The organism is Sporichthya brevicatena (assembly GCF_039525035.1).
Taxonomy (GTDB): Bacteria; Actinomycetota; Actinomycetes; order Sporichthyales; family Sporichthyaceae; genus Sporichthya; species Sporichthya brevicatena.
Genome location: NZ_BAAAHE010000008.1, coordinates 84,643 through 107,238, shown reverse-complemented (window position 1 = coordinate 107,238; position 22,596 = coordinate 84,643). Strand labels below are relative to the sequence as shown.

Annotated in this window: 26 protein-coding genes and 1 tRNA gene; 10 read left to right on the top strand and 17 right to left on the bottom strand. The window is 69.3% G+C overall.

All coding sequences use genetic code 11. From position 1 onward, the window contains the following. Positions 1 to 5 precede the first annotated feature (5 nt). A complete protein-coding gene (locus tag ABD401_RS05710; protein WP_344602525.1) occupies positions 6 to 731 on the bottom strand; it encodes an enoyl-CoA hydratase/isomerase family protein in 726 nt (241 codons plus the stop codon). A 70-nt stretch (positions 732 to 801) separates the two neighbouring features. On the opposite strand from ABD401_RS05710, the gene ABD401_RS05705 reads away from it, so the two are divergent. Next, complete coding sequence (locus ABD401_RS05705) at positions 802 to 1,653, top strand: alpha/beta hydrolase-fold protein (RefSeq protein WP_344602523.1); 852 nt, start codon at positions 802 to 804, stop codon at positions 1,651 to 1,653. On the opposite strand, the gene ABD401_RS05700 is transcribed toward ABD401_RS05705, so the two are convergent. Then, a complete protein-coding gene (locus tag ABD401_RS05700; RefSeq protein ID WP_344602521.1) occupies positions 1,643 to 2,224 on the bottom strand; it encodes a PIN domain-containing protein in 582 nt (193 codons plus the stop codon). The genes ABD401_RS05705 and ABD401_RS05700 overlap by 11 nt on opposite strands. Before the next feature lie 79 nt (positions 2,225 to 2,303). Further along, complete coding sequence (locus ABD401_RS05695) at positions 2,304 to 2,513, bottom strand: DUF2191 domain-containing protein (RefSeq protein ID WP_019874694.1); 210 nt, start codon at positions 2,511 to 2,513, stop codon at positions 2,304 to 2,306. 114 nt (positions 2,514 to 2,627) lie between these two features. Here ABD401_RS05695 and ABD401_RS05690 point away from each other — a divergent pair, with 114 nt between their 5' ends. Both ABD401_RS05690 and ABD401_RS05685 read left to right on the top strand, forming a co-directional pair. Further along, positions 2,628 to 3,425 carry an enoyl-CoA hydratase/isomerase family protein gene (locus ABD401_RS05690; protein ID WP_344602518.1) on the top strand — a complete coding sequence of 266 codons (798 nt, stop codon included), beginning with the start codon at positions 2,628 to 2,630 and terminating at the stop codon, positions 3,423 to 3,425. 120 nt (positions 3,426 to 3,545) lie between these two features. After that, a complete protein-coding gene (locus ABD401_RS05685; protein WP_344602516.1) occupies positions 3,546 to 3,827 on the top strand; it encodes a hypothetical protein in 282 nt (93 codons plus the stop codon). A 36-nt stretch (positions 3,828 to 3,863) separates the two neighbouring features. On the opposite strand, the gene ABD401_RS05680 is transcribed toward ABD401_RS05685, so the two are convergent. Both ABD401_RS05680 and ABD401_RS05675 read right to left on the bottom strand, forming a co-directional pair. Continuing rightward, positions 3,864 to 4,364 carry a hemerythrin domain-containing protein gene (locus ABD401_RS05680; protein WP_344602514.1) on the bottom strand — a complete coding sequence of 167 codons (501 nt, stop codon included), beginning with the start codon at positions 4,362 to 4,364 and terminating at the stop codon, positions 3,864 to 3,866. A gap of 77 nt (positions 4,365 to 4,441) precedes the next feature. After that, the gene (locus tag ABD401_RS05675) at positions 4,442 to 5,386 is read right to left on the bottom strand and encodes a TIGR03557 family F420-dependent LLM class oxidoreductase (protein ID WP_344602512.1); all 945 of its coding nucleotides are present in this window, start codon (positions 5,384 to 5,386) and stop codon (positions 4,442 to 4,444) included. A gap of 30 nt (positions 5,387 to 5,416) precedes the next feature. Between ABD401_RS05675 and ABD401_RS05670 the strand changes: the two genes are divergently transcribed. Beyond that, positions 5,417 to 5,875, top strand: a complete 459-nt coding sequence (locus ABD401_RS05670; protein ID WP_344602510.1) for a hypothetical protein — start codon at positions 5,417 to 5,419, stop codon at positions 5,873 to 5,875. Here the strand turns inward: ABD401_RS05670 and ABD401_RS05665 are convergent. Continuing rightward, positions 5,805 to 8,228: a glycoside hydrolase family 65 protein gene (locus tag ABD401_RS05665; RefSeq protein ID WP_344602508.1), complete on the bottom strand. Its 2,424-nt coding sequence runs from the start codon at positions 8,226 to 8,228 to the stop codon at positions 5,805 to 5,807. The genes ABD401_RS05670 and ABD401_RS05665 overlap by 71 nt on opposite strands. After that, positions 8,225 to 8,965, bottom strand: a complete 741-nt coding sequence (locus ABD401_RS05660) for a beta-phosphoglucomutase family hydrolase (protein WP_344602506.1) — start codon at positions 8,963 to 8,965, stop codon at positions 8,225 to 8,227. The genes ABD401_RS05665 and ABD401_RS05660 overlap by 4 nt, the downstream gene beginning before the upstream one ends. Before the next feature lie 80 nt (positions 8,966 to 9,045). On the opposite strand from ABD401_RS05660, the gene ABD401_RS05655 reads away from it, so the two are divergent. From ABD401_RS05655 to ABD401_RS05645, 3 genes are read left to right on the top strand one after another with little or no spacing between them, the layout of a single operon-like run. Then, positions 9,046 to 9,369, top strand: coding sequence for a hypothetical protein (locus tag ABD401_RS05655; protein WP_344602505.1), 324 nt, complete (start codon positions 9,046 to 9,048; stop codon positions 9,367 to 9,369). Between the two features lie 18 nt (positions 9,370 to 9,387). Further along, complete coding sequence (locus tag ABD401_RS05650) at positions 9,388 to 9,903, top strand: hypothetical protein (RefSeq protein WP_344602503.1); 516 nt, start codon at positions 9,388 to 9,390, stop codon at positions 9,901 to 9,903. 9 nt (positions 9,904 to 9,912) lie between these two features. Then, a complete protein-coding gene (locus ABD401_RS05645; protein WP_344602501.1) occupies positions 9,913 to 10,392 on the top strand; it encodes a DUF421 domain-containing protein in 480 nt (159 codons plus the stop codon). Between the two features lie 7 nt (positions 10,393 to 10,399). Here the strand turns inward: ABD401_RS05645 and ABD401_RS05640 are convergent, their stop codons facing one another. After that, the gene (locus tag ABD401_RS05640; RefSeq protein ID WP_344602499.1) at positions 10,400 to 11,653 is read right to left on the bottom strand and encodes an oxygenase MpaB family protein; all 1,254 of its coding nucleotides are present in this window, start codon (positions 11,651 to 11,653) and stop codon (positions 10,400 to 10,402) included. Positions 11,654 to 11,721: 68 nt separating this feature from the next. Between ABD401_RS05640 and ABD401_RS05635 the strand changes: the two genes are divergently transcribed. Next, a complete protein-coding gene (locus tag ABD401_RS05635; RefSeq protein WP_344602497.1) occupies positions 11,722 to 12,345 on the top strand; it encodes a TetR/AcrR family transcriptional regulator in 624 nt (207 codons plus the stop codon). 15 nt (positions 12,346 to 12,360) lie between these two features. Here ABD401_RS05635 and ABD401_RS05630 read toward each other — a convergent pair whose 3' ends face one another. The 7 genes from ABD401_RS05630 to ABD401_RS05600 all read right to left on the bottom strand — a co-directional run bounded on the left by ABD401_RS05630 (position 12,361) and on the right by ABD401_RS05600 (position 19,752). Beyond that, positions 12,361 to 13,500 carry a zinc-binding dehydrogenase gene (locus ABD401_RS05630; protein WP_344602495.1) on the bottom strand — a complete coding sequence of 380 codons (1,140 nt, stop codon included), beginning with the start codon at positions 13,498 to 13,500 and terminating at the stop codon, positions 12,361 to 12,363. Between the two features lie 31 nt (positions 13,501 to 13,531). Then, entirely contained in the window at positions 13,532 to 15,211 is a 1,680-nt protein-coding gene (locus ABD401_RS05625) for a glutamine--tRNA ligase/YqeY domain fusion protein (RefSeq protein ID WP_344602493.1), read from the bottom strand. A 222-nt stretch (positions 15,212 to 15,433) separates the two neighbouring features. After that, positions 15,434 to 16,027 (bottom strand): hypothetical protein, encoded by a 594-nt coding sequence (locus ABD401_RS05620; protein ID WP_344602491.1) that lies wholly within the window; start codon positions 16,025 to 16,027, stop codon positions 15,434 to 15,436. Further along, positions 16,005 to 16,484 carry a macro domain-containing protein gene (locus ABD401_RS05615; protein ID WP_344602490.1) on the bottom strand — a complete coding sequence of 160 codons (480 nt, stop codon included), beginning with the start codon at positions 16,482 to 16,484 and terminating at the stop codon, positions 16,005 to 16,007. The genes ABD401_RS05620 and ABD401_RS05615 overlap by 23 nt, the downstream gene beginning before the upstream one ends. Further along, positions 16,481 to 16,738, bottom strand: coding sequence for a hypothetical protein (locus ABD401_RS05610; protein ID WP_344602489.1), 258 nt, complete (start codon positions 16,736 to 16,738; stop codon positions 16,481 to 16,483). Before ABD401_RS05610 ends, ABD401_RS05615 begins: the two co-directional genes overlap by 4 nt. A gap of 183 nt (positions 16,739 to 16,921) precedes the next feature. Continuing rightward, positions 16,922 to 17,206: a hypothetical protein gene (locus tag ABD401_RS05605; protein WP_344602487.1), complete on the bottom strand. Its 285-nt coding sequence runs from the start codon at positions 17,204 to 17,206 to the stop codon at positions 16,922 to 16,924. An 842-nt stretch (positions 17,207 to 18,048) separates the two neighbouring features. Further along, positions 18,049 to 19,752, bottom strand: a complete 1,704-nt coding sequence (locus ABD401_RS05600) for an ATP-binding protein (protein WP_344602485.1) — start codon at positions 19,750 to 19,752, stop codon at positions 18,049 to 18,051. Between the two features lie 399 nt (positions 19,753 to 20,151). Here ABD401_RS05600 and ABD401_RS05595 point away from each other — a divergent pair, with 399 nt between their 5' ends. Then, positions 20,152 to 20,424 (top strand): DUF7957 family protein, encoded by a 273-nt coding sequence (locus tag ABD401_RS05595; RefSeq protein ID WP_344602483.1) that lies wholly within the window; start codon positions 20,152 to 20,154, stop codon positions 20,422 to 20,424. 19 nt (positions 20,425 to 20,443) lie between these two features. Beyond that, a complete protein-coding gene (locus tag ABD401_RS05590) occupies positions 20,444 to 21,004 on the top strand; it encodes a hypothetical protein (RefSeq protein ID WP_344602482.1) in 561 nt (186 codons plus the stop codon). 7 nt (positions 21,005 to 21,011) lie between these two features. Here the strand turns inward: ABD401_RS05590 and ABD401_RS05585 are convergent, their stop codons facing one another. After that, a complete protein-coding gene (locus ABD401_RS05585; RefSeq protein ID WP_344602480.1) occupies positions 21,012 to 22,325 on the bottom strand; it encodes a tyrosine-type recombinase/integrase in 1,314 nt (437 codons plus the stop codon). 83 nt (positions 22,326 to 22,408) lie between these two features. Further along, a tRNA-Lys gene (locus tag ABD401_RS05580) sits at positions 22,409 to 22,481 on the bottom strand. Positions 22,482 to 22,596: the final 115 nt, after the last annotated feature.

Here is a 22,596-nt window from a genome sequence, read left to right as displayed (position 1 = left end):
CGCGGTCAGGCCCGCCCGGACTCGAGGTCGACGAGAGCCTGCAACAGCCCCGGCGGCGTCGGCTGCCCGAGCGAGCCCAGCGCCTTCGCGTACAGCTGGCGCTTGAGCGCAGACACCGCCTCCCGGCCGTTCCCGGCGTGGGCCCCGGCGAGCGCGACCGCGCGGGCGACGACCTCGTCCTCGGCCACCGCCTCGTCGACGATGCCCGCGGCGACGGCGTCCGGGCCGCCGAACCGCTGGCCGAGCACGATCGCCCGGTGCGCGACCGATGGGTTCAACCGCGCGGTGAGCAGGTCGTTCATACCGGGGGTGAACACCGCCCCGAAGGTGACCTCGGGGAGGCACACGAAGCCGCGGTCGGCGCGCATCACGCGCAGGTCGTGCGCGAGGGCGTAGAGCAGCCCCGCCGCGAAGCAGTGCCCGCCGATGGCGGCGACCGTCGGGACCGGGAAGGTGAGCATGCGGGCGAGCAGGCGCTCCCCGGCGATCACGGTCTCGGGAGCCAGATCACGATTGGCCGCGATCCAGGGGGTATCGAAACCGTTGGACCAGATCTTGCCCTCGGCGGTGGTGACCAGGGCGGTGAAGGAACCCTGCTCGACCTCGGTGAGCAGGGCGTCGAGAGCCCGGACGGAGTCGAGGTTGAAGCGGTTCTCCCCCGCGCCGAGCGAGAGAACGGCGACGGAGCCGTCCTTGTCCAGCCGGGGCGTCGCCGCCAGGCTCTCCGTCATCGTGCGCCCCTTTCGCCCGGCCGCCGTCCGCGGCATTGTGACCCAATCTATGGGGGTCAGTCGGAGGACGGTGCTGGGCTGGGGGCTCGCGGTTGCCGCGAGCGCCACCGGCTGCGGCAACGACCCCGCGCCCGGGGCCGCGCCGGAGCCCGCTCTGGAGATCCCCGGGGGCTACCTGGAGACCGGCTCGTTCCTGTCCGAGGCGATGGGGGCGGGCGACGTCCGCTACGCGATCTCCTACCCGCCGGGGTTCGAGCCGGGTGCGCAGCTGCCGATGGTCCTGGAGCTGTTCGGCCGTGGCGGGAACGAGCTGATCCCGTTCTCCCGGACGAACCTGGCGCTCGGGCGCATCCAGGCGATGGTGATCAAGCGGGGGATGCCGCCGTTCGCGGTGGCGACCGTCAACGGGGGCCCGACCTCGTACTGGCACCGGCGGGCGACCGGCGTCGACCCGCAGGCGATGATCCTCGACGAGTACCTGCCGCTGCTCGCGTCCAAGGGCCTGCTCGTGGACCGGATCGCCCTCCTGGGTGAATCGATGGGCGGCTACGGCGCCCTGCTGCTCGCGCAGCGGCTCGGGGCCGAGCGGGTGGCGGCGGTCGCGGTCTACGCCCCGGCCATCTACCGGACCTCCGGCATCACGGCGCCGGGCGCGTTCGACGGCCCGGAGGACTTCGCGGCCCACGACGTCATGTCGGGGGCGGCCCGGCTGCGCGGCATTCCGATGCGCATCGTGTGCGGGACGTTCGACCCCTTCTACGCGATGACGCAGACCTTCGCCCGGCTCCCGCACGAGCCCCCGGTGCAGGCCACGTACGCCGAGGAGGGGCACTCCGCCACCTACTGGCGGCGCGAGACCCCGGCCCAGCTTCGGTTCCTGGCGGAGCGCCTCGGGCCGGTGAGCGCCTCCGTCAGGAGCTGATCGGGTCCTCGGTCGGCCGGGGCAGGCGAGCAGCGGAGGCCGGCGCGTTCGCGGGGAGCGGGTTGCCGGCCGGCGTAGCGGCCGGAGCCGTGAACGCGTCCGGAGACGAGCCGTTCGAGCCGGTGAGCGCGGCCTTCGCGTCCTCCTCGGCCTCCAGGCTCCCGCGCGGGGCGACCCAGAGCTGCGGCTGGCCGGTGATCGAGGCGATCAGCTCGAACGCCGGGTGGTAGTGCAGCAGCGCGGCGTCGTGGTGCTCGGCGACGGCGGCCGTGAGCAGGTCGAGGATCCCGACCGAGCGGTGCTGCATCTTCTCCGCGAGCTGGACCTGCACCTCGCGCGCCCGCTCCGCGACGTCCTCGGTGATCTCGAGGTTGAGGTAGCGGTCCCGGCGACGTGCGTCGATCGCGGCGAGGTCGGCGGCCGTCCGGCCGGAGTAGCCGGCGGCGAGGTCGACGGTGATGCACGTGGCCGCGACGCGGTCCGTGATCAGCGTCTGCAGCGTGTACCGCACCTGCGCGAGGTGCGCCTTCGACAGCGCCGAGGTGTCGATCAGGTAGAGACGTCCCGCCATGCTCACTGAAGTTCCCCCTTGCGCAAGTGCTCGCTCGGGGAACTCAGTTCTGTGTCGATGGTTCGCTCGCTGCGCTCGCTCACAGTCGGCTGCCCCGCATCACGTACTCGTCACTGATGTCCGGGCCCGTGCCGAGCGCGAACGGGTCGTCGAACATGGCCTCGATGCGGGCCCGTCGGCCGGCCACCAGGGCCAGTGCCGCATTCACGGTTTCCTCGTTGGTCGAGGTGCCCAGTTCCTCGGCGGCCTGCGCCAGGTTCTCCTCGTTGAGGTCGACCATGATCACCATGGGCACACCGTAAGGGATCGACGGCGACGGTAGGTCGCGGTTCGCGCAATGCCCTGCTCACGTGGTCGCCAAGCACGCTGGGAAGATGTGCCCGGACCACGGGAGGACGCCACGATGACCAGCCGGACGACGCAGTTCGAGACCCTGACCGTCGAGCGGATCGAGCGCGTCGAGCGCATCACCCTGAACCGGCCGGAGGACGCCCACGGCGTCAACCTGACGCTGGCTCGGGAGCTGGCCGTGGTCGCCCGGGAGTGCGACCAGGACCCCGAGGTCCGCGCCGTCCTGCTCACCGCCACGGGCCGGTTCTTCTGCGCCGGCGGGGACCTGAAGGAGATGGCCGCGCACGCGGACCGCCCGGGGCCGTTCGTCAAGGAGCTCGCGGACACCCTGCACCGGGCGAGCTCCTCGTTCGCCCGGATGGCCGCACCGCTGGTCGTCGCGGTGAACGGCGTCGCGGCCGGGGCCGGCTTCAGCCTCGCGATCAGCGGTGACCTCGTGCTCGCCGCCGAGTCGGCGAAGTTCACCGCCGCGTACACGAGGGCCGGTCTGAGCCCCGACGGCGGGCTCACCTACGCGCTCCCCCGCCTGGTCGGGCTGCGCCGCGCTCAGGAGCTGATCCTCACCAACCGCCTCCTGACGGCACCGGAGGCCGAGGCGTGGGGCCTGGTCACCCGCGTCGTGCCGGACGCCGAGCTGGCCGAGGTCGCCCTCGCCGCGGCGAGCGACCTCGCCGCCGGCGCGGCCGGCTCGAACGCAGCGGTGAAGTCCCTGCTGCTGAGCTCGTACGGCAACGACTTCGAGGCGCAGATCGAGCTCGAGGCGCGGACGATCGCGGCGTGCGCCGCCTCCCCCGACGGCGCCGAGGGCCGCGAGGCCTTCATCGCCAAACGGGCGCCGAAGTTCGCCTGACCCGCTCGGGCCGGTAGGGGCCCGCGGGGGCCGTGCACTCCCGGCCCCGGGGTGGCGTGACCTGACCGAAATGTCCGGCTCGTACGCTCTGCGGCCCACCCACACCCCCGGACGTGCGCCGTGCTGACTCTGGCGTCCTGGGCTGTTGCCCTCGCGCTCACCGCGCCGACGACCGGAATCTCCGCTGCGGAGACCGTCGCCTTCGAGAGGTGTCCCGGGCACGAGGTGATGATCGAGGACGGCACCGCGGAGGGGCGCCACGTCGGCATCGTCAAGGCGCGGTCGGCCAAGAAGACGATCACCTACCGCGTCACCGAGGCCCCCGGCACGCTGATCCGGTACTTCTGCCACATCAACAACCACGACACCCTCGGACAGACAGCGATCCTGCGCGTCGTGTGACGCGCAGGACCGCTGTGCTGCTGGGCTGACGTCGCGTCAGCTGAGGATGGCGTCCAGCGCCTTCTTCAGGGCGCTCGGCTGGGAGGGACGACGCGGAGCGGTCGGGCGCATCTCGAGCATCCTCTGCCCGATCTCCTGGAGCGGCTTGCGGCCGAGGGCCTCACGGACCTTCGGGAACCACTCGTCCTCCTCCTCCTCGATGTGGTGCCGCACGTTCTCCATCAGCACCATCATCTTCGGCACGAAGCGCTCGTCCTCGGGCGACATCGCGGCGAGCTCCATGCAGAGCACGTCGGCGACGTGGTGCTCCTCGTAGGACTCGAGGATGTCGTCCTCGATGTCCGGGACGAGCTCACGGACGCGCGGGTACATGCACTCGTTCTCGAGGTACGTGTGCACCGTCAGATTGGCGATGATCTCGTCCGCCAGCTTCTGCTTGGTCGCCAGGGCGTTCTTGCCCGCGTTCTCGAACTCGGTGAACAGGCGCTTGATGTCCTGGTGATCCTGCTTGAGCAGGACGAGGGCGTCGGTCGACACGATGATCTCCTCGGGCGGTGGGTCGATGTCCTGCTGAGGAGCTGCCCGGCCCACCCCGGGCGATGCCGCGAACCTCGTCACAGCAGGGGGAGGACCTCCTCGGCCAGGAAGCGGATCCCGCCGGCCTGGTTGTCGCCCATCTGTGCGATGTAGATCTCGTCGAAGCCCGCGTCCACGTACTCGCGGATGCGCTCGACCGCGATCTGCGGGTCGGGGCCGCACGCGACCTTCTCCGCGAGCCGATCCGGGGTGTTGTTCTCCCCGATGGACTCGAAGGTGTGCCACATCGGCACGTCCTGCGAGGCCTGACCGCCCATGCCGGAATGGCTCCAGAGCCGGAACGCCGTCTCCTTGGCCTCCTCCTCGGTCGGGGCCCAGCAGATCTTGAGTCCGGCCTGGGTGACGCCGTTGTTCTTGCTCTTGAACTGCGCGTGCCCGTCGGCGTCCGGAGAGGTCGACATCCAGCCGTCGCCGATGCGGGCGGCGAGGTCGGTGGCCTCGGGCCCGAAACCGGAGATCAGGACCGGGATGTCCTCCTCGGGCAGGCTGAAGATCTTCGCGTTGTGCACGGTGTAGTACCGACCCTGGTGGGTGACGATCTCACCCGACCAGAGTTGCCGCATGACGTCGACCGCCTCCTCGAGGCGTTCGAGCCGGATCGACACCGGCGGCCAGGCCTCCCCGAGGATGTGCTCGTTGAGCGCCTCCCCGGAGCCCACGCCGAACCGGAACCGGCCGGGCGCGAGGGCGGCGGTGGTCGCGGCGGCCTGGGCCAGGATCGCCGGGTGGATCCGGAACGTCGGGCACGTGACGGCCGTGGTCATCGTCAGCTGCGTCGTCGTCGCCAGCCCGCCGAGCACGGACCAGACGAACGAACTCTGGCCCTGACTCTCCTGCCACGGGTGGTAGTGGTCGGACAGCCAGGCGTGGGTGAATCCGGCCTGCTCGGCGAGCTGACCGGCCTCCACCATCGCGCGAGGGTTGAGCTCTTCACCGGAGAGGAAGATTCCGAAGGTCGTCATGCCGCGGACCTACCCGGGAAGAGCCTGGCCATGAGTGCATCCCCAACTGCCGACCAGTCCCCCACCGAGAACGCCCCGGACCCGCTGTCCGACCCCGCCGCCGAGGCGGCCGGCAAGCTCGGCGAGGCGCTGGAGTACGTGGAGCGGGCCCGCGGCCAGCTCTACGAGTTCCACCACCACATCGGCCACGCCGACCTGATGCTCGACGAGGTCCTCGAGGGCCTGGAGAAGGGCGGCCACACCGACCTGGTCGCGCTGATCCGCGAACGGGTCTACGGCCGCGACGTCCTCCAGGGCCGCTGGACCTACCAGGTCGTCGACGAGTTCGACGACAACTACTACGCGGCCTGGAAGGACGTGACGGCCACGGTGCGGGACAAGGTCCCGGGCGGCGGCCGCCACGAGCACGAGGCCGCGCTCAAACGGCGCCGTTCTCCGTTATCGGACCCGGCGTTGTCGGCTCCGCCGTCGGAGAGCCGGACGACGTAGCCGACCCCCGACGTCGCGCCGGCGCCCGCCCCTTCGGCTGCGTCGGCGCCGGCAGCTGGCGACGCACCGGCAGCTGCTTGGTGACCGAGGACTTCGGCTCGAGAGTGAACGCCTCGCCGTGGTGCGCCAGCTCCAACGCCGAGTCGCCGGACTCCAGCGTGTAGGTCGCCTCGTGCTCGTCGATCTCCACGCGCAGTCGTGACCCGCGGAAGAGCAGGGCGAACCGCAGCCCGGTGAGCCCGCGCGGCAGTTGCGGGGCGAAGCACAGGCAGCGGTTGACGTCCCGCAACCCGCCGAACCCGGCGACGAGCGCGCTCCACGTCCCCGCCAGCGCCGCGAGGTGCAGTCCGTGGGAGGTGTTCGACGCGAGGTCGCGCAGGTCGACCAACGCGGTCTCCGCCGTGTAGTCGAGCGCCAGATCGAGGTGGCCGACCTCGGCGGCGAGCACCGCCTGGGTCGCGGCGGACAGCGACGAGTCCCGGACGGTGACCTGCTCGTAGTACTCGAAGTTGCGGCGCTTCTGCTCCGGCGTGAACTCGTCGCCGCACAGGTGCATCGCGAGCACGAGATCGGCCTGCTTCACGACCTGCTTCCGGTACAGCTGCACGTACGGGACCGACATCATCAGCGGGTACGCCTCGGGAGGCAGCGACTCGAAGTCGAGGACCGCGTGCCGGGTGAACCCCTCGGCCTGGGGGTGGACGCCGAGGCGATCGTCGAACGGCACAGTCATGGAGTCGGCGGCGGCGCGCCAGGCGGCGAGTTCCGCGTCGGCCACGCTGAGCCGCTCCGCCTGCTCCGGCCACTGCTCGCACACCCGCACCGCGGCCCGCAGATTCTGGCGTGCCATCAGATTGGTGAAGACGTTGTTGTCGGCGACGGCGCTGTACTCGTCGGGGCCGGTGACGCCGTCGATCCGGAACGCGCCGTCGGTGTCGTGGTGGCCGAGGCTGATCCAGAGCCGCGCGGTCTCGACGAGCAACGGCAGCGCGATCTCGCACTCGAACTTCTCGTCCCCGCTGACCCAGGCGTGCCGGTCCGCGGCCATCGCGATGTCGGCGTTGATGTGGAAGGCCGCGGTGCCGGCCGGCCAGTACCCGGAGCACTCGGCGCCGGTGATGGTCCGCCAGGGGAACGCGGCCCCGTGGAGGCCGAGGACCTGCGCGCGCTCCTGCGCGATCGGGAGGATGTCGAGCCGCCAGCGCAGCGCGTCCGCGGCCGCGTGGGGAGCCGTGTACGACAGCAGCGGCAGGACGAAGACCTCGGTGTCCCAGAAGGTGTGGCCGTCGTAACCGGTGCCGGTCAGGCCCTTGGCCGGGATGGGCCGGTGCTCGGCGCGGGCCGAGGCCTGCAGCACCTGGAACAACCCGAAGCGGACGGCCTGCTGCAGTTCGTCGTCACCGTCGACCTCGACGTCGGCGCCGGCCCAGAACTCGTCGAGGATCGCGCGCTGCTGCGCGCAGATCCCGTCCCACCCGTGCTGGCGCGCGGCGGCGAGGGCCGCGGCGACCTGGTCGCGCACGGCCGGGACCGTCCGGCGGGACGACCAGCCGTACGCCAGGTACTTCGTCAGGCAGACCGACTCCCCGGGCTCCAGCGGCGCCGAGACGGTGAACCGGGCGAGGTCGTCGAAAGCCTCGACCTCGGTGTGGAGCTTCGGCGGGCCCGACACCTCGTGGTCGATCCCACTGCCGACCCGCAGACCGCTGCGTTTCGTGCTGTGCACGAGCGTGACCGCCGAGCCGGACCGCAGAACGTCCTCGGCGACGAACGGCGCCTCGAGGTCCGCCGCCACCCGCGGGTCGTCGGAGGCCGGCGGCATCTGCTCGTTGACGACGAGTTCGGACTGCAGGACCAGTTGCACCGCGGCGTCGATCGGTTCGACCGTCATCCGGAACGCCGCGATCGCGCGCTGGTGCAGCGAGACCAGCCGTTCGGTGCGCAGCCGGATCGCCGCGCCGCTCGGAGAACGCCACTCCGCCTCGCGGGTCAGGATCCCGGTGCGGAGGTCGAGCGTGCGGGTGTGCGAATGCAGGTCGCCGTAGCGGATGTCGAACGGTTCGTCGTCGACGAGGACGCGGATCAGCTTGCCGTTCGGCACGTTGACGACCGTCTGCCCGGCCTCGGGGTAGCCGTACCCGGCCTCGGCGTAGGGCAGCGGGCGCACCTCGTGGACCGAGTTCAGGTACGTCCCGGGCAGGCCGTGCGGCTCGCCCTCGTCGAGGTTGCCGCGCAGGCCGATGTGGCCGTTCGAGAGCGCGAAGAGCGACTCGGAGGCGCCCAGCTGGTCGAGGTCCAGCCGGGTCTCGCGCAGCCGCCAGGGGTCGACGGGGTAGTCCTCGGCGCGGATCACGGGAGCAGCTCCGCGAGGTCGGTGACGACGACGTCGGCGCCGTGCGCGCGCAACTCGTCGGCCTGACCGACGCGGTCGACTCCGACGACGAGGCTGAAGCCACCCGCGCGCCCGGCCGCGACGCCGGCGAGGGCGTCCTCGAAGACCACGGAGTCGGCGGCAGTCGCGCCGACCGCCTCGGCGCCGGCGAGGAAGGTGTCCGGCGCCGGTTTTCCTTTCAGATGTCTCTCGCGGGCGACGACGCCGTCGATGCGGGCGTCGAACAGGTCGGTGAGGCCGGTCACCTCGAGGACCTGAACGGCGTTGGCGCTGGAGGTCACGACCGCCGTGCGCAGTCCGGCGGCGCGGACCGCCCGGACGTAGTCGACGGAACCGGGGTAGACCTCGACGCCCTGAGTGCGGATCAGTTCCTGGATGAGGTCGTTCTTCCGGTTGCTCAGGCCCCACAGCGTCGCCGCGTCCGGCGGGTCGGCCTCGTCACCGGTGGGGAGGACGATTCCCCGGGCCGCGAGGAAGTCGTGCGTGCCGTCCAGGCGCGGTTTGCCGTCGACGAACCGCTCGTAGTCACGGCGGTCGAACTTCGGCTGGTTCGGCGCCGCGACGGTGAGGAACTCGTCGAACATCTCCTTCCACGCTTGCGCGTGCAGGACTGCAGTGCTGGTCAGCACCCCGTCGAGGTCGAACAGGCACGCGCGGGTGCCGGCGGGCAGGCCGAGGGGATTCGCGGGAGCGGTCACGTCCTCGGCCTACCCCCGCGGGGGCGTGGACGCACCTGGAGCGGGGTAGGCGGTGGACACGTACTACGAAGGAGAACCCCATGGCCGACGACACGTCTCGCCCCGCCGAGCTCCAGGACAGCCAGGTCGACGAGGCCCTCGCCGCGTTGCCCGGCTGGGAGCGCTCCGGCGTCATGCTCGTACGCCACATCCCCGTGCCCCGGGACAGCCGGGACGCACTGGAGGAGGGCATCCGCAACGTCGTCAACGACGAGTCCCGCATCCAGATGCAGGTCGTCGACGACGAGGTGTTCACGATCAGCCTCGGCAACGGCCCGAACCGGCTCAAGCCGGAGGACCTGGAGACCGCGGCGCGGATCGACACGGTCCTCAGTGGCTCGGGGACGGACCGCGGGACCACCTGAGGCCTCCGGGGCCGCGAGGTGGACAGCGACTCGACGCTCGCTGACGTCCATCCCCCCGAACTTCGACGACGAGCCCGCGCGGGGCGCCGCGCGGTGCTCGTCGTCCTTGCGCTGGTCGTGCTGGCCGGCGCCACGACGCTGCTGGGGGTCCGGACCGGCACGGCGTCCACGACCGACGGCACCTGGTCGCTGCAGGGGCGCTACCCCCAGATCGCGCGATCCGGCCTCGACGTGGTCTGGCAGGTCCGGGTCACGCACCCGGGCGGCTTCCGCGAACCGATCCGGATCGCGGTCAACGGCAGCTTCTTCGACATCTTCGAGACGCAGGGTTTCCACCCCGAGCCGTCGAAGACCACCCGCGACGACCGGTGGCTGTACCTCGAGTTCGACCCACCGCCGGGCGACGAGTTCCTCGTCGACTACGACGCCTACATCCAGGGCTCCTCGCAGCTCGGCCGCCGCGGCGAGGTCCGGCTGATGGACGGCGAGCGGCCACGGCTGTCCGTCACGTACCGCACGTGGCTCGCGCCCTGAGGAGGGCCGATGGAGATCGTCATCCGCGCGCTGTGCGCGTTCGTGTTCCTCTGGCTGATCACCCGGGCGGTGGGGCGCTCGACCCTCGGCGAGCTGAGCGCCTTCGAGCTGCTGCTGTTCGTCACGATGGGTGATTTGATCCAGGGTGGTGTGACCCAGCAGGACTTCAGCTTCACCGGCGCGGTGCTGGCCGTCGGTACCTTCGCGTTGCTGACCGTCGCGTTCTCCTACGCGAACTGGCGGTGGCGTCCGGTCCGGCCGGTGGTCCACGGCGTCCCGGTCGTCGTGGTCGCCGACGGCGAACCGAAGATCGACGCGATGCGGGGCGAACGCCTCTCGATGGACGACCTCATGGCCGCCTGCCGGGAGAACGGGATCGAGCGGTTCAGCGACATCCGCCTCGCCGTCCTCGAGACCGACGGCCGGATCAGCTTCTTCACCCACGACCCTGCCAAGAGCGGAGCCGACCAGGGCGCTCAGATCAGCTGACGCCCCGTCACGCCTTGACGACCTTGGCGACGTGGTCGGCGTCGTAGGTCGCCTCGTCGCTGTAGAGCAACGGCATGACCCGCTGCCACATGAGGTCCGCGGCGCGATGGGTGAGGCGGTCGACGCGCTTCGAGCGGACGCGAACCGCTTCGTAGGGCCGGATCGCCAGCCCCACCAGCGGGAGCGCGTGGCGGAGCGGGCTGTCCGGGATCCCGGTGGCGTCGCAGAGCTCCGGGCCGAAGATGCGGCGGCCGTAAGCGTTGTAGAGATGGCGAATCGCTGTCCGGGCGACCGGAGGCAGGCCCTCCACCTCGATGCGCGTCAGCGGCGGCATGAGCGTGGCGATCGCGTCGCGGTCGGCGGTGCCGCGGGCGGTGCGCAGGAAGATGTAGAAGGCGCGCAACTGCTCCTCGTGCGTGCGGGGGATGAGGTCCACGGGGACCCCCTGGCGGTAGGCGAAGAGCCCGACGAGGTGCGCGGTGCCCTCCAGTTCCTCGTCGCTGAAGCGGTAGCCGGCGCGCCGCGCCGCCTGGACGATGGCGCAGCCGACGAGCGATGCCCCGAGGTTGTCGCTCGCACTGATGGGCGTGCCGTAGAAGCCGTGGTCCCAGTCCGGCCGGTTGTTCAGGTAGCGGCGTACGGAGGCGTGCAGGATCCGCAGTCGGGTGGACGAGATCGTCCCGGCGCCGAAGCGGCCGCGCCCGTTCGGGTCGTTGAGGTCCAGCGCGATCCGACCGGTCTCGGCCAGACGGCGCCCGGCGTTCTCGACCGCGCGGGCGTTCGTCGACATCGCCTTGGACGAGTTCGGCAGGATCGCGGCCAATTGGAAGCCCATCGCGAATCCGGCGCCGGCGGACGTGAGCCCGTCGATCCGGCGCTGGGTCCGGACCCCGAGTGCGACCTTCTCCTCCTCGATCCAGTCGGGGACGGTGTCGACCGTGGCGAAGAAGTCGCGGATCACCGGCGCCGCCGCCGCGAGCGTCTCGACGCCGCCGGTGAGCGCCTGCTCGAACTGCTGACGCAGCGCCTTGTCGACGCGCATGGCGGCCACGAGCGCGTCGGCGGTGTCGTCCCCGCGGGAGTAGCCGGCAAGAAGCCGGTCGAGCTCCTCCGGCGGTGCGCCGTCGACGCAGTCCCGGCGCAGGTCGGGGAGGAGGAACTCGATCGCCGCGGAGAACGCCTCCGAGGCGAGGCTGATCCGGCCCGGCAGCGACGCGGTCACGCCGGTCGGACGGGCGGCGGTGGCAGCTGCGGCCGGCATGAGCGGCCTCCCGTCACTGGGACGATGGGACTGTTCTCGTACCATAGTCCCATCCCTAGACTTCGACAATGCCCCGCCGGAGAGCCGCCGACGTCGAGGTTCTCGACGCCCCCGTCGAGGCCGACGACACCGTCACGCGCGTGCTCGACGCGGCCACCGAACTCTTCGGCCGCCACGGTGTGGGGCGGACGAGCATCGACGACGTCGCTCGCCGGGCCCGGGTCGGGCGCAACACGGTGTTCCGCCGGGTCGGGACGAAGGACGAACTCGTCCGCGCCGTCCTCAGCCGTGAACTGGAGCGACTGCTCGACGACCTGAACGACGCGGTCGGCGCGGCGCGGGACCCCCTCGAGCGGATGGCGGCGGTGTTCGCGATCACCGTCCGGACGATCCGCGCGCACCCGATGCTCGGCGACTCGGTCCTGGCCCGTCTCGAGGACCTCAACGCCTACGGGATGCGGGAGGTACCCGACCTCATGGCGCGATCGGCCGAGTACGTCGAGGTGCTCCTCGCCGCCGATCGGGCCGCCGGACAGCTCGGCGACGACGTCGACATCACGGTCGCGGCGGAGGTGATGGTCCGTCTCGTCCATTCGGTGATCCTGGCCCCCGCCCTGGTCCGGCCGTTGGAGACCGAGGCCGAGCTCCGCGCCTTCGCCACCGCGATCTTCGCCCCGCTGCTACGGGTCTGACGCTCTTTCAGATCGTCACGGGGCGACGAGGATCTTCGCCTGCTCGTCCGCCTTGCCGAGGGTGTCGAACGCGCCGGGGACGCCGTCGAGGTCGACGGTGGACGTGACCAGCGGAGTCGGGTCGACCTTGCCGTCGGCGAGCAGTTGCAGCGTGTCGTAGAACTCGCCGGGGTCGTAGGCGAAGACGAACTGGAGCGCGATCTCCTTGGTGAGCGCGGTGATCGGGACGATCGCGTCGCGCTCCATGCAGACGCCCACCACGACGACGCGGGTGTAGAGCGGCGCGGAGGCGAGGATGTGGTCGAGAATGCCGGGCACGCCGACGCACTCGAAGACGACCGGGCCCGTCGGGGTCTTGCCGGTCGCCTCGGCCGCGCGCAGCGCCTTCGACCAGGGCAGGAACGGGACCGTCCGCAGCTTCTCGATCGAGCCGAGCGCGAAGTGCAGCAGCTTGCCGGCATCGGTGAAGTACTTGCTGTCGGCGAACGACGTCCACGGCGAGTCCGCGGCCGGGTCGACGACCACGTGCGCCCCGCAGCGGACGGCGAGACCGCGCCGGACGGCGGAGTAGTCGCTCGCGATGATGTGCCGCACCCCGCGGGCCCGAAGCATGAGGATGACGGCGAGCCCGATCGGCCCGCAGCCGATGACGACCGCGGTCTCGTTCCTGCCGATCTTCGCCTTGCGCACCGCGTGATACGCGACCGCGAGGGGCTCGGTCAGCGCGGCGGTCTCCGGGGAGAGTCCGTTCGGCACGGGGAACGTGAGCGCCTCGTCGACCAGGACGCGCTCGGCGTACGCGCCGGGGGCGTCCTTCGACAGGCCGAGGAACTCCGGGCGTCCGTCGATCCGCACGATCGGCAGCGCGACGACCGCGGCGCCCTCGTCGATGCGGCGCTTCGTCCCCGGCCCGAACTCCCGCACGCGACCGCTGAACTCATGGCCCATCACGACCGCCTGCGAGAGCCGCATCATGTTCGTGAAGCCGATGTTCGCCGCCGCGTCCGCCACCGGATCGGCGTGGAACCGGGCGTGCAGGTCCGACCCGCAGATCCCGGCCCGGACCACGTCGAGGACGAGGTGCCCCTTCGCCGGCTTCGGGTCCGGTATCTCCTCGACCCGGAGCTCGGAATTCTGGCAGACGACAGCGCGCATGAACCGACGCTACTGCCGCCGTCCAGAGGTCCTACCCGTTGCGCTTCTGGATGTTGGCCCACTCGTCGCGGAGCCCGACGGTGCGGTGGAACGTTCCCGGGGTGTCGACGTCGGCGGCGAAGTAGCCGAGCCGCTCGAACTGCACGACCTCGCCGGGCTTGGTGTCGGCGAGGACGGGCTCGGCCTTGGCCCCCGTCAGCGTGCGGCGCGAGGCCGGGTTGACGACCGGGTCGTTGCCGTCGCTGCCGGGCCGGGTCTCCGCGTAGAGCCGGTCGTAGAGATGCACGGTGATGTCGACGGCGTGCGCGGCGCTGACCCAGTGCATCGTGGCCTTGACCTTGCGGCCGTCCGGCGCATTCCCGCCCTTCGTCTCCGGGTCGTAAGTGCAGTGCACCTCGGTGACGTTGCCGTCGGCGTTGGTGACGACGTCGGTGGCCGTGACGAAGTAGCCGCCGCGCAGCCGGACCTCGCGCCCCGGCGAGAGGCGGAAGTACTTCGGCGGCGGCTCGAGCTTGAAGTCGTCCTGCTCGATCCAGAGCTCGCCGGTGAACGGGACGGTCCGGACGCCGGCCGCCGGGTCCTCCGGGTTCTCGACCAGCTCGACGTGTTCGACCTGACCCTCCGGCCAGTTGGTGATGACGAGCTTGAGCGGTTCGAGCACGGCCATGCGACGCAGCGCGTGCGTGTTGTGGTGGGTGCGGACGAACGACTCGAGGTACTCGATCTCGGTGACCGTGTTGGTCTTCGCGGCCCCGAGCGTCGAGACGAACTCGCGGATCGCCGCGGCCGGGTACCCACGGCGGCGCATGCCGCGCAGCGTGGGCATGCGGGCGTCGTCCCAGCCGTCGACGGTGCCGTTCTCGACGAGCGCGCGCAGCAGCCGCTTCGACATGACGGTGTGCGTCAGCGCGAGGCGGGCGAACTCGATCTGGACGGGCCGCTCGCGCGGCAGGTCGAGGTGGTCGAGGCACCAGTCGTAGAGCGGCCGGTGGTCGGCGAACTCGAGCGTGCAGATCGAGTGGGTGACGCCCTCGATCGCGTCCGACTGGCCGTGGGCCCAGTCGTAGGTCGGGTAGATGATCCAGTCCGTCCCGGTGCGGACGTGCGGGACGCGGCGGATCCGGTAGAGCACCGGGTCACGCAGGGTCATGACGGACGCCTGCATGTCGATCTTCGCGCGCAGGACCTTCGAGCCGTCGGGAAACTCCCCGTCCCGCATGCCACGCAGCAGGGCGAGGTTCTCCTCGGGGGTCCGGTTGCGGAACGGCGACTCGATGCCGGGCTTGCCGAACCCGCCCCGCTGCGCGCGGATCGTGTCCCCGTCCTGGTCGTCGACGTACGCGAGGCCCTTGGTCACCAGCACCTCGGCCCAGTCGTAGATCTGGCCGAAGTAGTCGGAGGCGTAGAACACGTTGGCGGGGGTGAACCCGAGCCACTCGATGTCTTCCAGGATCGCCTCGACGTACTCGTGGTCCTCCGCCTCGGGGTTCGTGTCGTCGAAGCGCAGGTTGCAGGTCCCGCCGAACTCCACCGCCAACCCGAAGTTCAGGCAGATGCTCTTCGCATGCCCGATGTGCAGGTAGCCGTTCGGCTCCGGGGGGAACCGCGTCTGGACCCGGTCGCCGTACTTCCCCGACGCCAGGTCGGCCCGGATGATGTCGCGGATGAAGTCGCTCGGCGTAGGGCCGGCCTCGGCGGGTTCGGTCGTCACCCGACCATGTTTTCAGGTCGGGCGGACCGGCTCCCAGCCGAGGTTCTCGGGATCGGGTGGGCCGTCGGGGGATCGAACCCCGAACCCGCGGATTAAAAGTGGACCAGCGAGTACCTGCTCCAGTCGCTACAGGCCCCTGGGTTGCTGTGATCCCTTGCGCCGGGCCCCCAGAACTGCTCCAGACCGCCGCAGTTCATTGACACCGCCATTGACACGGACCCCTCACGGCGCTGAGTTCCTCTGTCCGCGGGCGTAATCCAGGCGACGAACCTCGGAAGGACGCAATGTGGCGCCAGCATCTATCGCGGCCTCATAGGCAGCGATCACGTCCAGCCAACTCTTGCCCCGCCAGGCCTCCTCGGCGCGGGTCAGGAAAGGGCGAGAGACAACCTCGACGGTGTAGGCCTCGCTGCGCCGTCGAGCGAGCTCGGCGACCTGGGTCCACGCGCGGCTGCCCGGCACCAGGAGTGCATCTGCATGCGTGGCGAGGAATCCCGCCAGCTCGGTGACGTGCAAGCGAGCGTCAGCATCGGACATGGCGTGCCAACCGTGCCTCGGCCAGGCGGGAGCATCGAGGACCTCGGCGGCTTGTTCGAGCGAGAAGTAGTCCGTCCACGCCCGATCGGTACCTCGGCGGAAGCCGACCTCGGTCAGACCGTCCCGCCAGTCGTGCGCAACGATGACGAACCGATCCTCGCATCGCCATCGGACAACGCCAGACCACGTGGAGTCGAACTCGAATCCGTGCTCCCCGAGGAAGTCGAACTGCGCCCGGATGAAGGCCGTGAGGTCGTCAGGGTCGATATTCCCGACCATGCGCAGTCCCCTTCTCACCCAACACGTGAACGATCAAACGGACACCGCCGTCAGTCGCGACCTCGCCCAAGAGCGCCCGAACACGTGGCCACTCCAGTCCGCCGAGGCCCGCCCCGATCCGCGGGAGTCCAATGGCCTGTATGCCACGAGAACGGGCGTCGCGCACCATCAGCTGGGCAGCCGTCCCGATTGCTTCGATGGTCGCCTTCGTGCGCCAGGTGCGTTGCGTGCCGAAGTTGTAGATCACCAGACCCGCGACCGGCCAGATGAATACATCGCCGGGCGAGAAACTTCCGGCGTTGCATCGATGCTTGTACTCCTCATACATCTGCGGCCACCGCCGACGGAACTCCACCGCGATACCTGCACCCATCGCGCCGGCGCAGTTGCAACCATGAGCAAGCGCTCCAAAGCCACGAGCGTCGAATAGATCACCGACGCGTTCTTGGATGCTCATCCTGGCGCACGGCTTTCCGCCAGACCGCTTACGAAGTCGTCCGCCGAGATCACGTCCTCATCGCACAGGTCCAGTTCCGACAAGGGCTGATCGATCAGGCCAGGCCCGAGAATCGTGTGCTCGGCCCGACGCGAGTCGAACCACCGATCTCCGTAGATCTCAACCTGCCGGATGGCCCAGTCCCCGTCGAACTCGAAGAAGACGAGACCTTCGCCTACCGAAGACTCCGCGGCGCGACGGAAGTAACGCTTCACGTGCGGCTTCCTCCGTTCGTCACCGTCCGGCCAGCGCCTTCCCGGCAGGACAAAGAAAACGACTGATCGCACTGCCAGGCACGAATCTAGATCACCGGTACGACGACGCGGGCTGGACTTTCTAGCCCACGAGCTGACCCAGAAACGCCGCGCCGCGGAGTTTCGGCGACTGCGAGTGTCGGGCTACTCGGGGTCGCCGGCGCGCTTGAAGTCCTCGGGATGCGCTCGCTTCCAAGACCCCTTACACCGGACCATCGAACGGACCCGCTCATCAGCGTCCTGCCGCAAGACCTCGAGAACCTCCAACGGCACCGTCTTGTTGTTCGCCACCCAGAAGCGCATCTCCGGGTAGCGCTCGATGACTTGGAGCCACGTCAGGACTGTCGCCTCCTCGTGTGCGGCACGGAAGTACTCGTCCGGATCGTCGCTGGTTCGGAGCCGGACGAACTCCTCGGCGTTCTCGATCACATGGCCATGTTCGCAGTCACGGGCTCTGGCCATGTAGGTCGCACTCAACCCGCTACCTAAGAGGCGCACGCGGCGCCCGGCGAGGCCAGGAACCGAAAGGATTACGGCAGCACCCGGAGCACAAAGTCCGCCAACCACCGCCCAAGCCGTCGGCGGCGCGACGCGGTAGTCAGCCACACCAGTTCGCGGTCCAGCGAAGCCCGTGCAACACCGGCCTCGCCGGTGCCCGCCACCCAGGCGCCGTCGAGGTGCCCCACGGTGTCGAGCGCGCGCACTCGCACTCGCCAAGGGCGGATGCCGAGCTTCTGAGCGGCGTCAGCGAAGCTGATCCATTCCTCCGGCGGTAGGCCCCCGCGAACTGGAGGAGGGACGTACTCACGCCGGGAGCTCGGTAGGAACGAGTCGGAATCGCTCACGCCCGTAATCTTGCCAAGGCGGGCGTGTTGACCGCGACGGATCGGCGCTGGACGCATCCGCGCCACGAGACGACGACAGCCGGCAAGGGTTGTCGCGGCACCGCGGTGGATCGCGCCAGGCGGCAACGAAAGCTGGCCGCCAATCGGGGGCGCCGGGGGTCGGGGGGTGCACCACAACCGAGAGGCTTAGGACCTGCAGCCCACTAGCAGCGCTCGCACCGAGTCGCTACGCAGCGCCCGCAAATCCGATGACCGGAGAGGAGCGCTTCGCGCTCAAGTGCCGTACACACCCGTGCATCACGATCCGACAGAGCCGTGCACGACTAGCGTTCATGACGTTCAGGTGATCGCTAGCGCCTTCCCGATTCGGCGTACGCGCAGGAGCGGAACCGTCCGCGGTGCGAGCGCGAACGATTCCATCCCTTCTCAATCCTCAACCGGGACGTAGTAGAACCCGGGCCCGCGGCGGGTGGCGCGAGAGGGCTTCAGATCACCTTGCCTTTCGAGGGATTTCAGGACCCCGCCCACGTTGGTCGGACTGGCCCCGACGATGCCCGCAAGCTCAGTCGTGCTAACGCGCCCTCTCGCGCGCGAATACGACTTTGCGATCCGCTCCCGAGACGGAGCGGGCCTGTCGGTGCCGAACGTGCGATCAAGACGCTGAAGGGCGTCGCGCGCCGCAGGCGCGAGGGACCATGCGAACGGAGCATCGTCTGGAACGCCCGGCACCAAGTTGATCAGCGGGCCGTTGCGAAGGGTTGCGATGTTCAGTCGCTGAATGGCCCCTTGAGTTTCCGCTTGATTGAGTTGTAGTAAGGGCGCGGCCGTCACGACGTCGAACCAGCCCTGATCGACCACCTGGCGCAGAAGGAGCAAGGCGTTGAGGTCTTCCCGCGTTTCGGGGGGATCGATCGAAGCTAGCCATCCGATCCAGGCTTCATCAGTTGCATCACCGACCAGCGATGCCCTGACGAAGGGACCGTCAATCTCCGAAATGTCAGGCGCGCGGTGACCAACGCGAATCATCTCGCGAACCATCCTGTCGACGCCGACTCCTTCGCGCTCCGCCACGCGAAGCGCTGCCAGCAGTTCAGTCAGCGCTCGGTTTCGCGACTGCGAGGGATGCGTGATGATGTTCTGACTGTTAACCCCGCCGAAGAAGCCTCCGGGACTTGTGACTCGCAGTGTCTTCCCTATGTGCTCGATCGTCGTAGGCGCAGCGAGACCCCACTCGCGATGAGCGAGACCATTGACGACGGCCTCGCGCACGGCCTGCTCCGGCAGGTCGCGGACCTGTCCCACAACCGCCCCCGTGCGAATATGCTTGATCGAGTTGTACGCATTGATGTTTGTGAAGACATCAGCGATCTCCTCTAGCAATCCACGGGCACCCTTATGCACTCTCTGGCGGCTGTCGCCGCCGGGCACATCGCGACGGATGTAGTCCAGCGCGGGATCACCCCTGCCCACGAATGCAAGAACCCCCGCATTCGTGAGGTAGCCGTCCCCCGTCACGACATTGAGGCGACGGAGAAGCTCAGGTGTCGGTTGCCGGGCAAGGTCGACCGCGTTTGTCTCGCCGCTGTCGCGCAAGAATTGCCGAGCAGCTTCAACGGCCGAAGCACGCACCTGGTCGGCCGGCACGTGAGACGGCTGTGCCGACCAATCAAAGTGCGTGCGGATCATCCGCTTGGCATGCCAAGTGGCCAGGTCAACCTCGACGCAGTTGTCATCTAGCCGCCACTTGATGCGGTTCCTCACTCGGATCGGTTCGATCGCTTCGGGCGCGGTGATGATCAGCAGCCGCACCCCGCCAAGGTGAATCTCACGGACCTCGATCGTGAGCGCCCGATCAGTTATCTCGTAGACACGGTGCCGGAGCCAGTCCACCCCAAGAGAGGTGCCGATCAGCGTTCCGTCGTCGGCAACGCCGAGCACGAGGGCACCGCCGCCGGGGGTGTTAGACATGCAGGCGGATTCTTCAGCGACCTGCTCCGCGGCTACGTCACTCTCCGGCCGGGCAGGGAGGAGCGTGCCACGGTGATCTCGCCGACCGGCCTCTTCCTTGAGGTCGACGAGGGCCGACTCGTCGCCTGCAGACCAGGTGCCAGCCTGCAGAATCCCCAGCACGCGGTCCAGCTCAACCGTGACAGGGTCAGTGCCAAATTTTATGGTCATGTCCTCGACATCCGCCTGCTCATAATTTAGCTCTGGCGTAAATTATGGCACGTCGCTGGGCCGAACTCTTCGCATAACTTCGCGGGGCGCCAGACTTCAGGGCTGCCAGGTGGTCACTCAGCGTGACCGAGGTTGGGGGTGGGCTGCCCGCTGAGCCTGCTTGTGCCGTCCGACAGATCGTGATGCCTAGGTGTGTATCGATCTTTGGCTCTTCGAGCCCAGAGCGCGGGCAGCGCGCTCGTAGCGGAGTGTGAGCGGCGACGAGTTTCACGGGGACGTCTCCTGGACTAACTCACAGTTGGTTTGACCACCCACCCCTGTGGCGGCGCTTGCGCGCCGTAACCTGCGGGAGTGGAGTTCCCAATCGAGCTGCCGGTGCCGGACAGCTCCGACCGGATCGTCCTGGACGACTACATGACCTCGGTGTCGACTGGGGGCAACCTCGCCCGACTCGATGCGTCCGGAGCCGAGCTCTGGCGTGCGTTGCCGGTCGGCGACATCCAAGACGCCTGGGTGAACGTAGCGATCGAAGGCCCGAGGCTACGTGCCGCCACGTGGGCGGGCTGGAGCGTCGTCCTGGACATCGCAACGGGAGCCGAAATTTCGCGGCTCTTCGCCAAGTAGCGCCCCGAAAACTGTGAGCGTGTTCGACTTCGGCGTCCGGGGCTATCAGCCCGAGTGGCTGCGCGGTCCCGATGAGGTCATCACTGCGCACGCCGAGCGGTTGCGCGGCTTGCTGGGGCGGAGGCTAACCGGGGCGCATCTGATGTGGGACCTGCGCCGCGACTGCTGGTGGGCGGACGGCCCGGTCGTGTTCGACTTCGAGGGCCGCCAGGTCGAGATCAATCACATGCAGATGGACCTGGTCTCAATCACGTGGGACGCGATCCACGTCGGAACTCGAGTCGATTGGCTAGGCGGGCACCGCTCGCGCCGATGGATACCCACCTTCGGGGGGCCCAAGATCGGTTGGCGCAGCAACGCTCACCGTGACCTGGCGACCCTTGCTGGACGTGTGCTGACGGGCGTCCAAGTACTGGTCCATCGGTCCGAGCGACCCGGCGACTTCGCCAATGGCACTGTTTCGATCGGGTTCAGCTTCAACGACCGCCGGGTCGAGGTGTTCAATGCCTTGGACGAGAACGGGTTGAGCTTCGACCCGCTCGGATTGGAACACGTTGTGGTTTGGGAAGCGAGCGTGTAGCGCTGCGTCAGGTCTCACCAAGGTCGCTCGGCCGTCCCAGTCGACTCGCCAGCAAATCGGCGGCGCGACGGTCTGACTCTGGCACCCAGGCCGCGTAGACACGCAGGGTCGTGGTTCCCCCGCCGCCGTGGCCGAGCCGACCGGCGACCGTCCGGACGTCGACGCCGGCACTGATCAGCTCGGTCGCGGAGTAGTGCCGCAACGCGTGGAGGTGGGTGTCGACCCCGAGCTCCTTGCACATCCGGACGTAGCGGTGGCTCACCGAGTCCGGGTGGCACGGCGCGCTGTTGTCGGGCGAGAACGAGAACACGAAGGCGTCGTCGCTCGGCGCGATGCCGAGACTCTCGACCCGATTCTGGAAGCGCAGACGGTGCGCGGCCAGGAGATCGACCGTGTCGGCGTCCAACGCGATGCGGCGCATCTGGTGAGTCTTGGTCTCCTTCTCGATCCCGACGCCGGCACGGTGGGTGTACGCGCGCCGGACCTCCAGGACGCCAACGTCCAACTGGACGTCCGTCCAACGGAGCGCGCAGAGCTCCCCGCGGCGCATCCCGGTCACCATCAGCAGCCACACCAGCGTGCCCCAGGCGGCGTCAACCTCCCAGGCCGCCGTGAGTATCCGCGCGGCTTGCGCAGCGGTCGGCGGACGCGGTTGAGGCTTTGGCTGCTTCGGCTTCTTCGCGGTGGACGCCGGGTTGGACGGGATCCAATCCCACCGCGTCGCTGTACTCAACGTGCCACTGATGACCGAATGAATCTGACGGACCGTCGCCGCACTCAGCGGCTTGCACTCGTGCGCCTTGCACTCGACCACCCGGCATCCAACGGCCGCGCAGTCGTGCTCCCGCTTGCGGCGGTGGATCACCTCACGGCAGGCGTGCTCACCCTCGACCCGGTACTCGAGGAACGGCTTGCCGTTGCACCGCGTCCGGCAGCGCCGCAACTGGGCGTAGAGCTGCTCCAGCATGCGCGGGCTGATCTTCGCGATGGCGGTCTCGCCCAGCGCCGGCCGAATCACGCGGGCCGCGTAGCCGCGGTACGTGTCGAGGGTCGTGGCCTCGCCCTCGTGCACGTCGAACCAGGCGTCGAGCGCGTGGTTCAGCGTGACGCGGGAAGCCGGCGTGCGCTGCCGGTCCACCTGCGCGAGCAATCGCGTCCGAATCTTCTCGGCCTCGGCGCGGTCGGTCGTCGAGCCGGTCAGGTACACGTCCTTGCCCGTGACCGGGTCGGTCCCGGAGAACACCAGGACCTGGAACGACTTCCCCCGTTGCCGGATGAAGCCGCGTTGGCGGCGCTGGCCGCTGCTCCCCCGAGCTGCCATGCCGCGGAACCTAGCATTGACAGCGCCATTGACACAGCGGATCGGCGAATCTTCTTCGAAGACGTTTATCCAGGTCAGCGGGGTGGGCCGTCGGGGGATCGAACCCCGAACCCGCGGATTAAAAGTCCGCTGCTCTGCCAGTTGAGCTAACGGCCCGGTTGCGCGTGAGCGCCCTGGCAGCGTACTGGCCCGCGGCCGCGGCCCGGGTGCCGTCTTCACCGGCTGAGCTCAGCTTCACTGGCGCGGCCGGGCTGGTGGAGCGGCGGCGCAG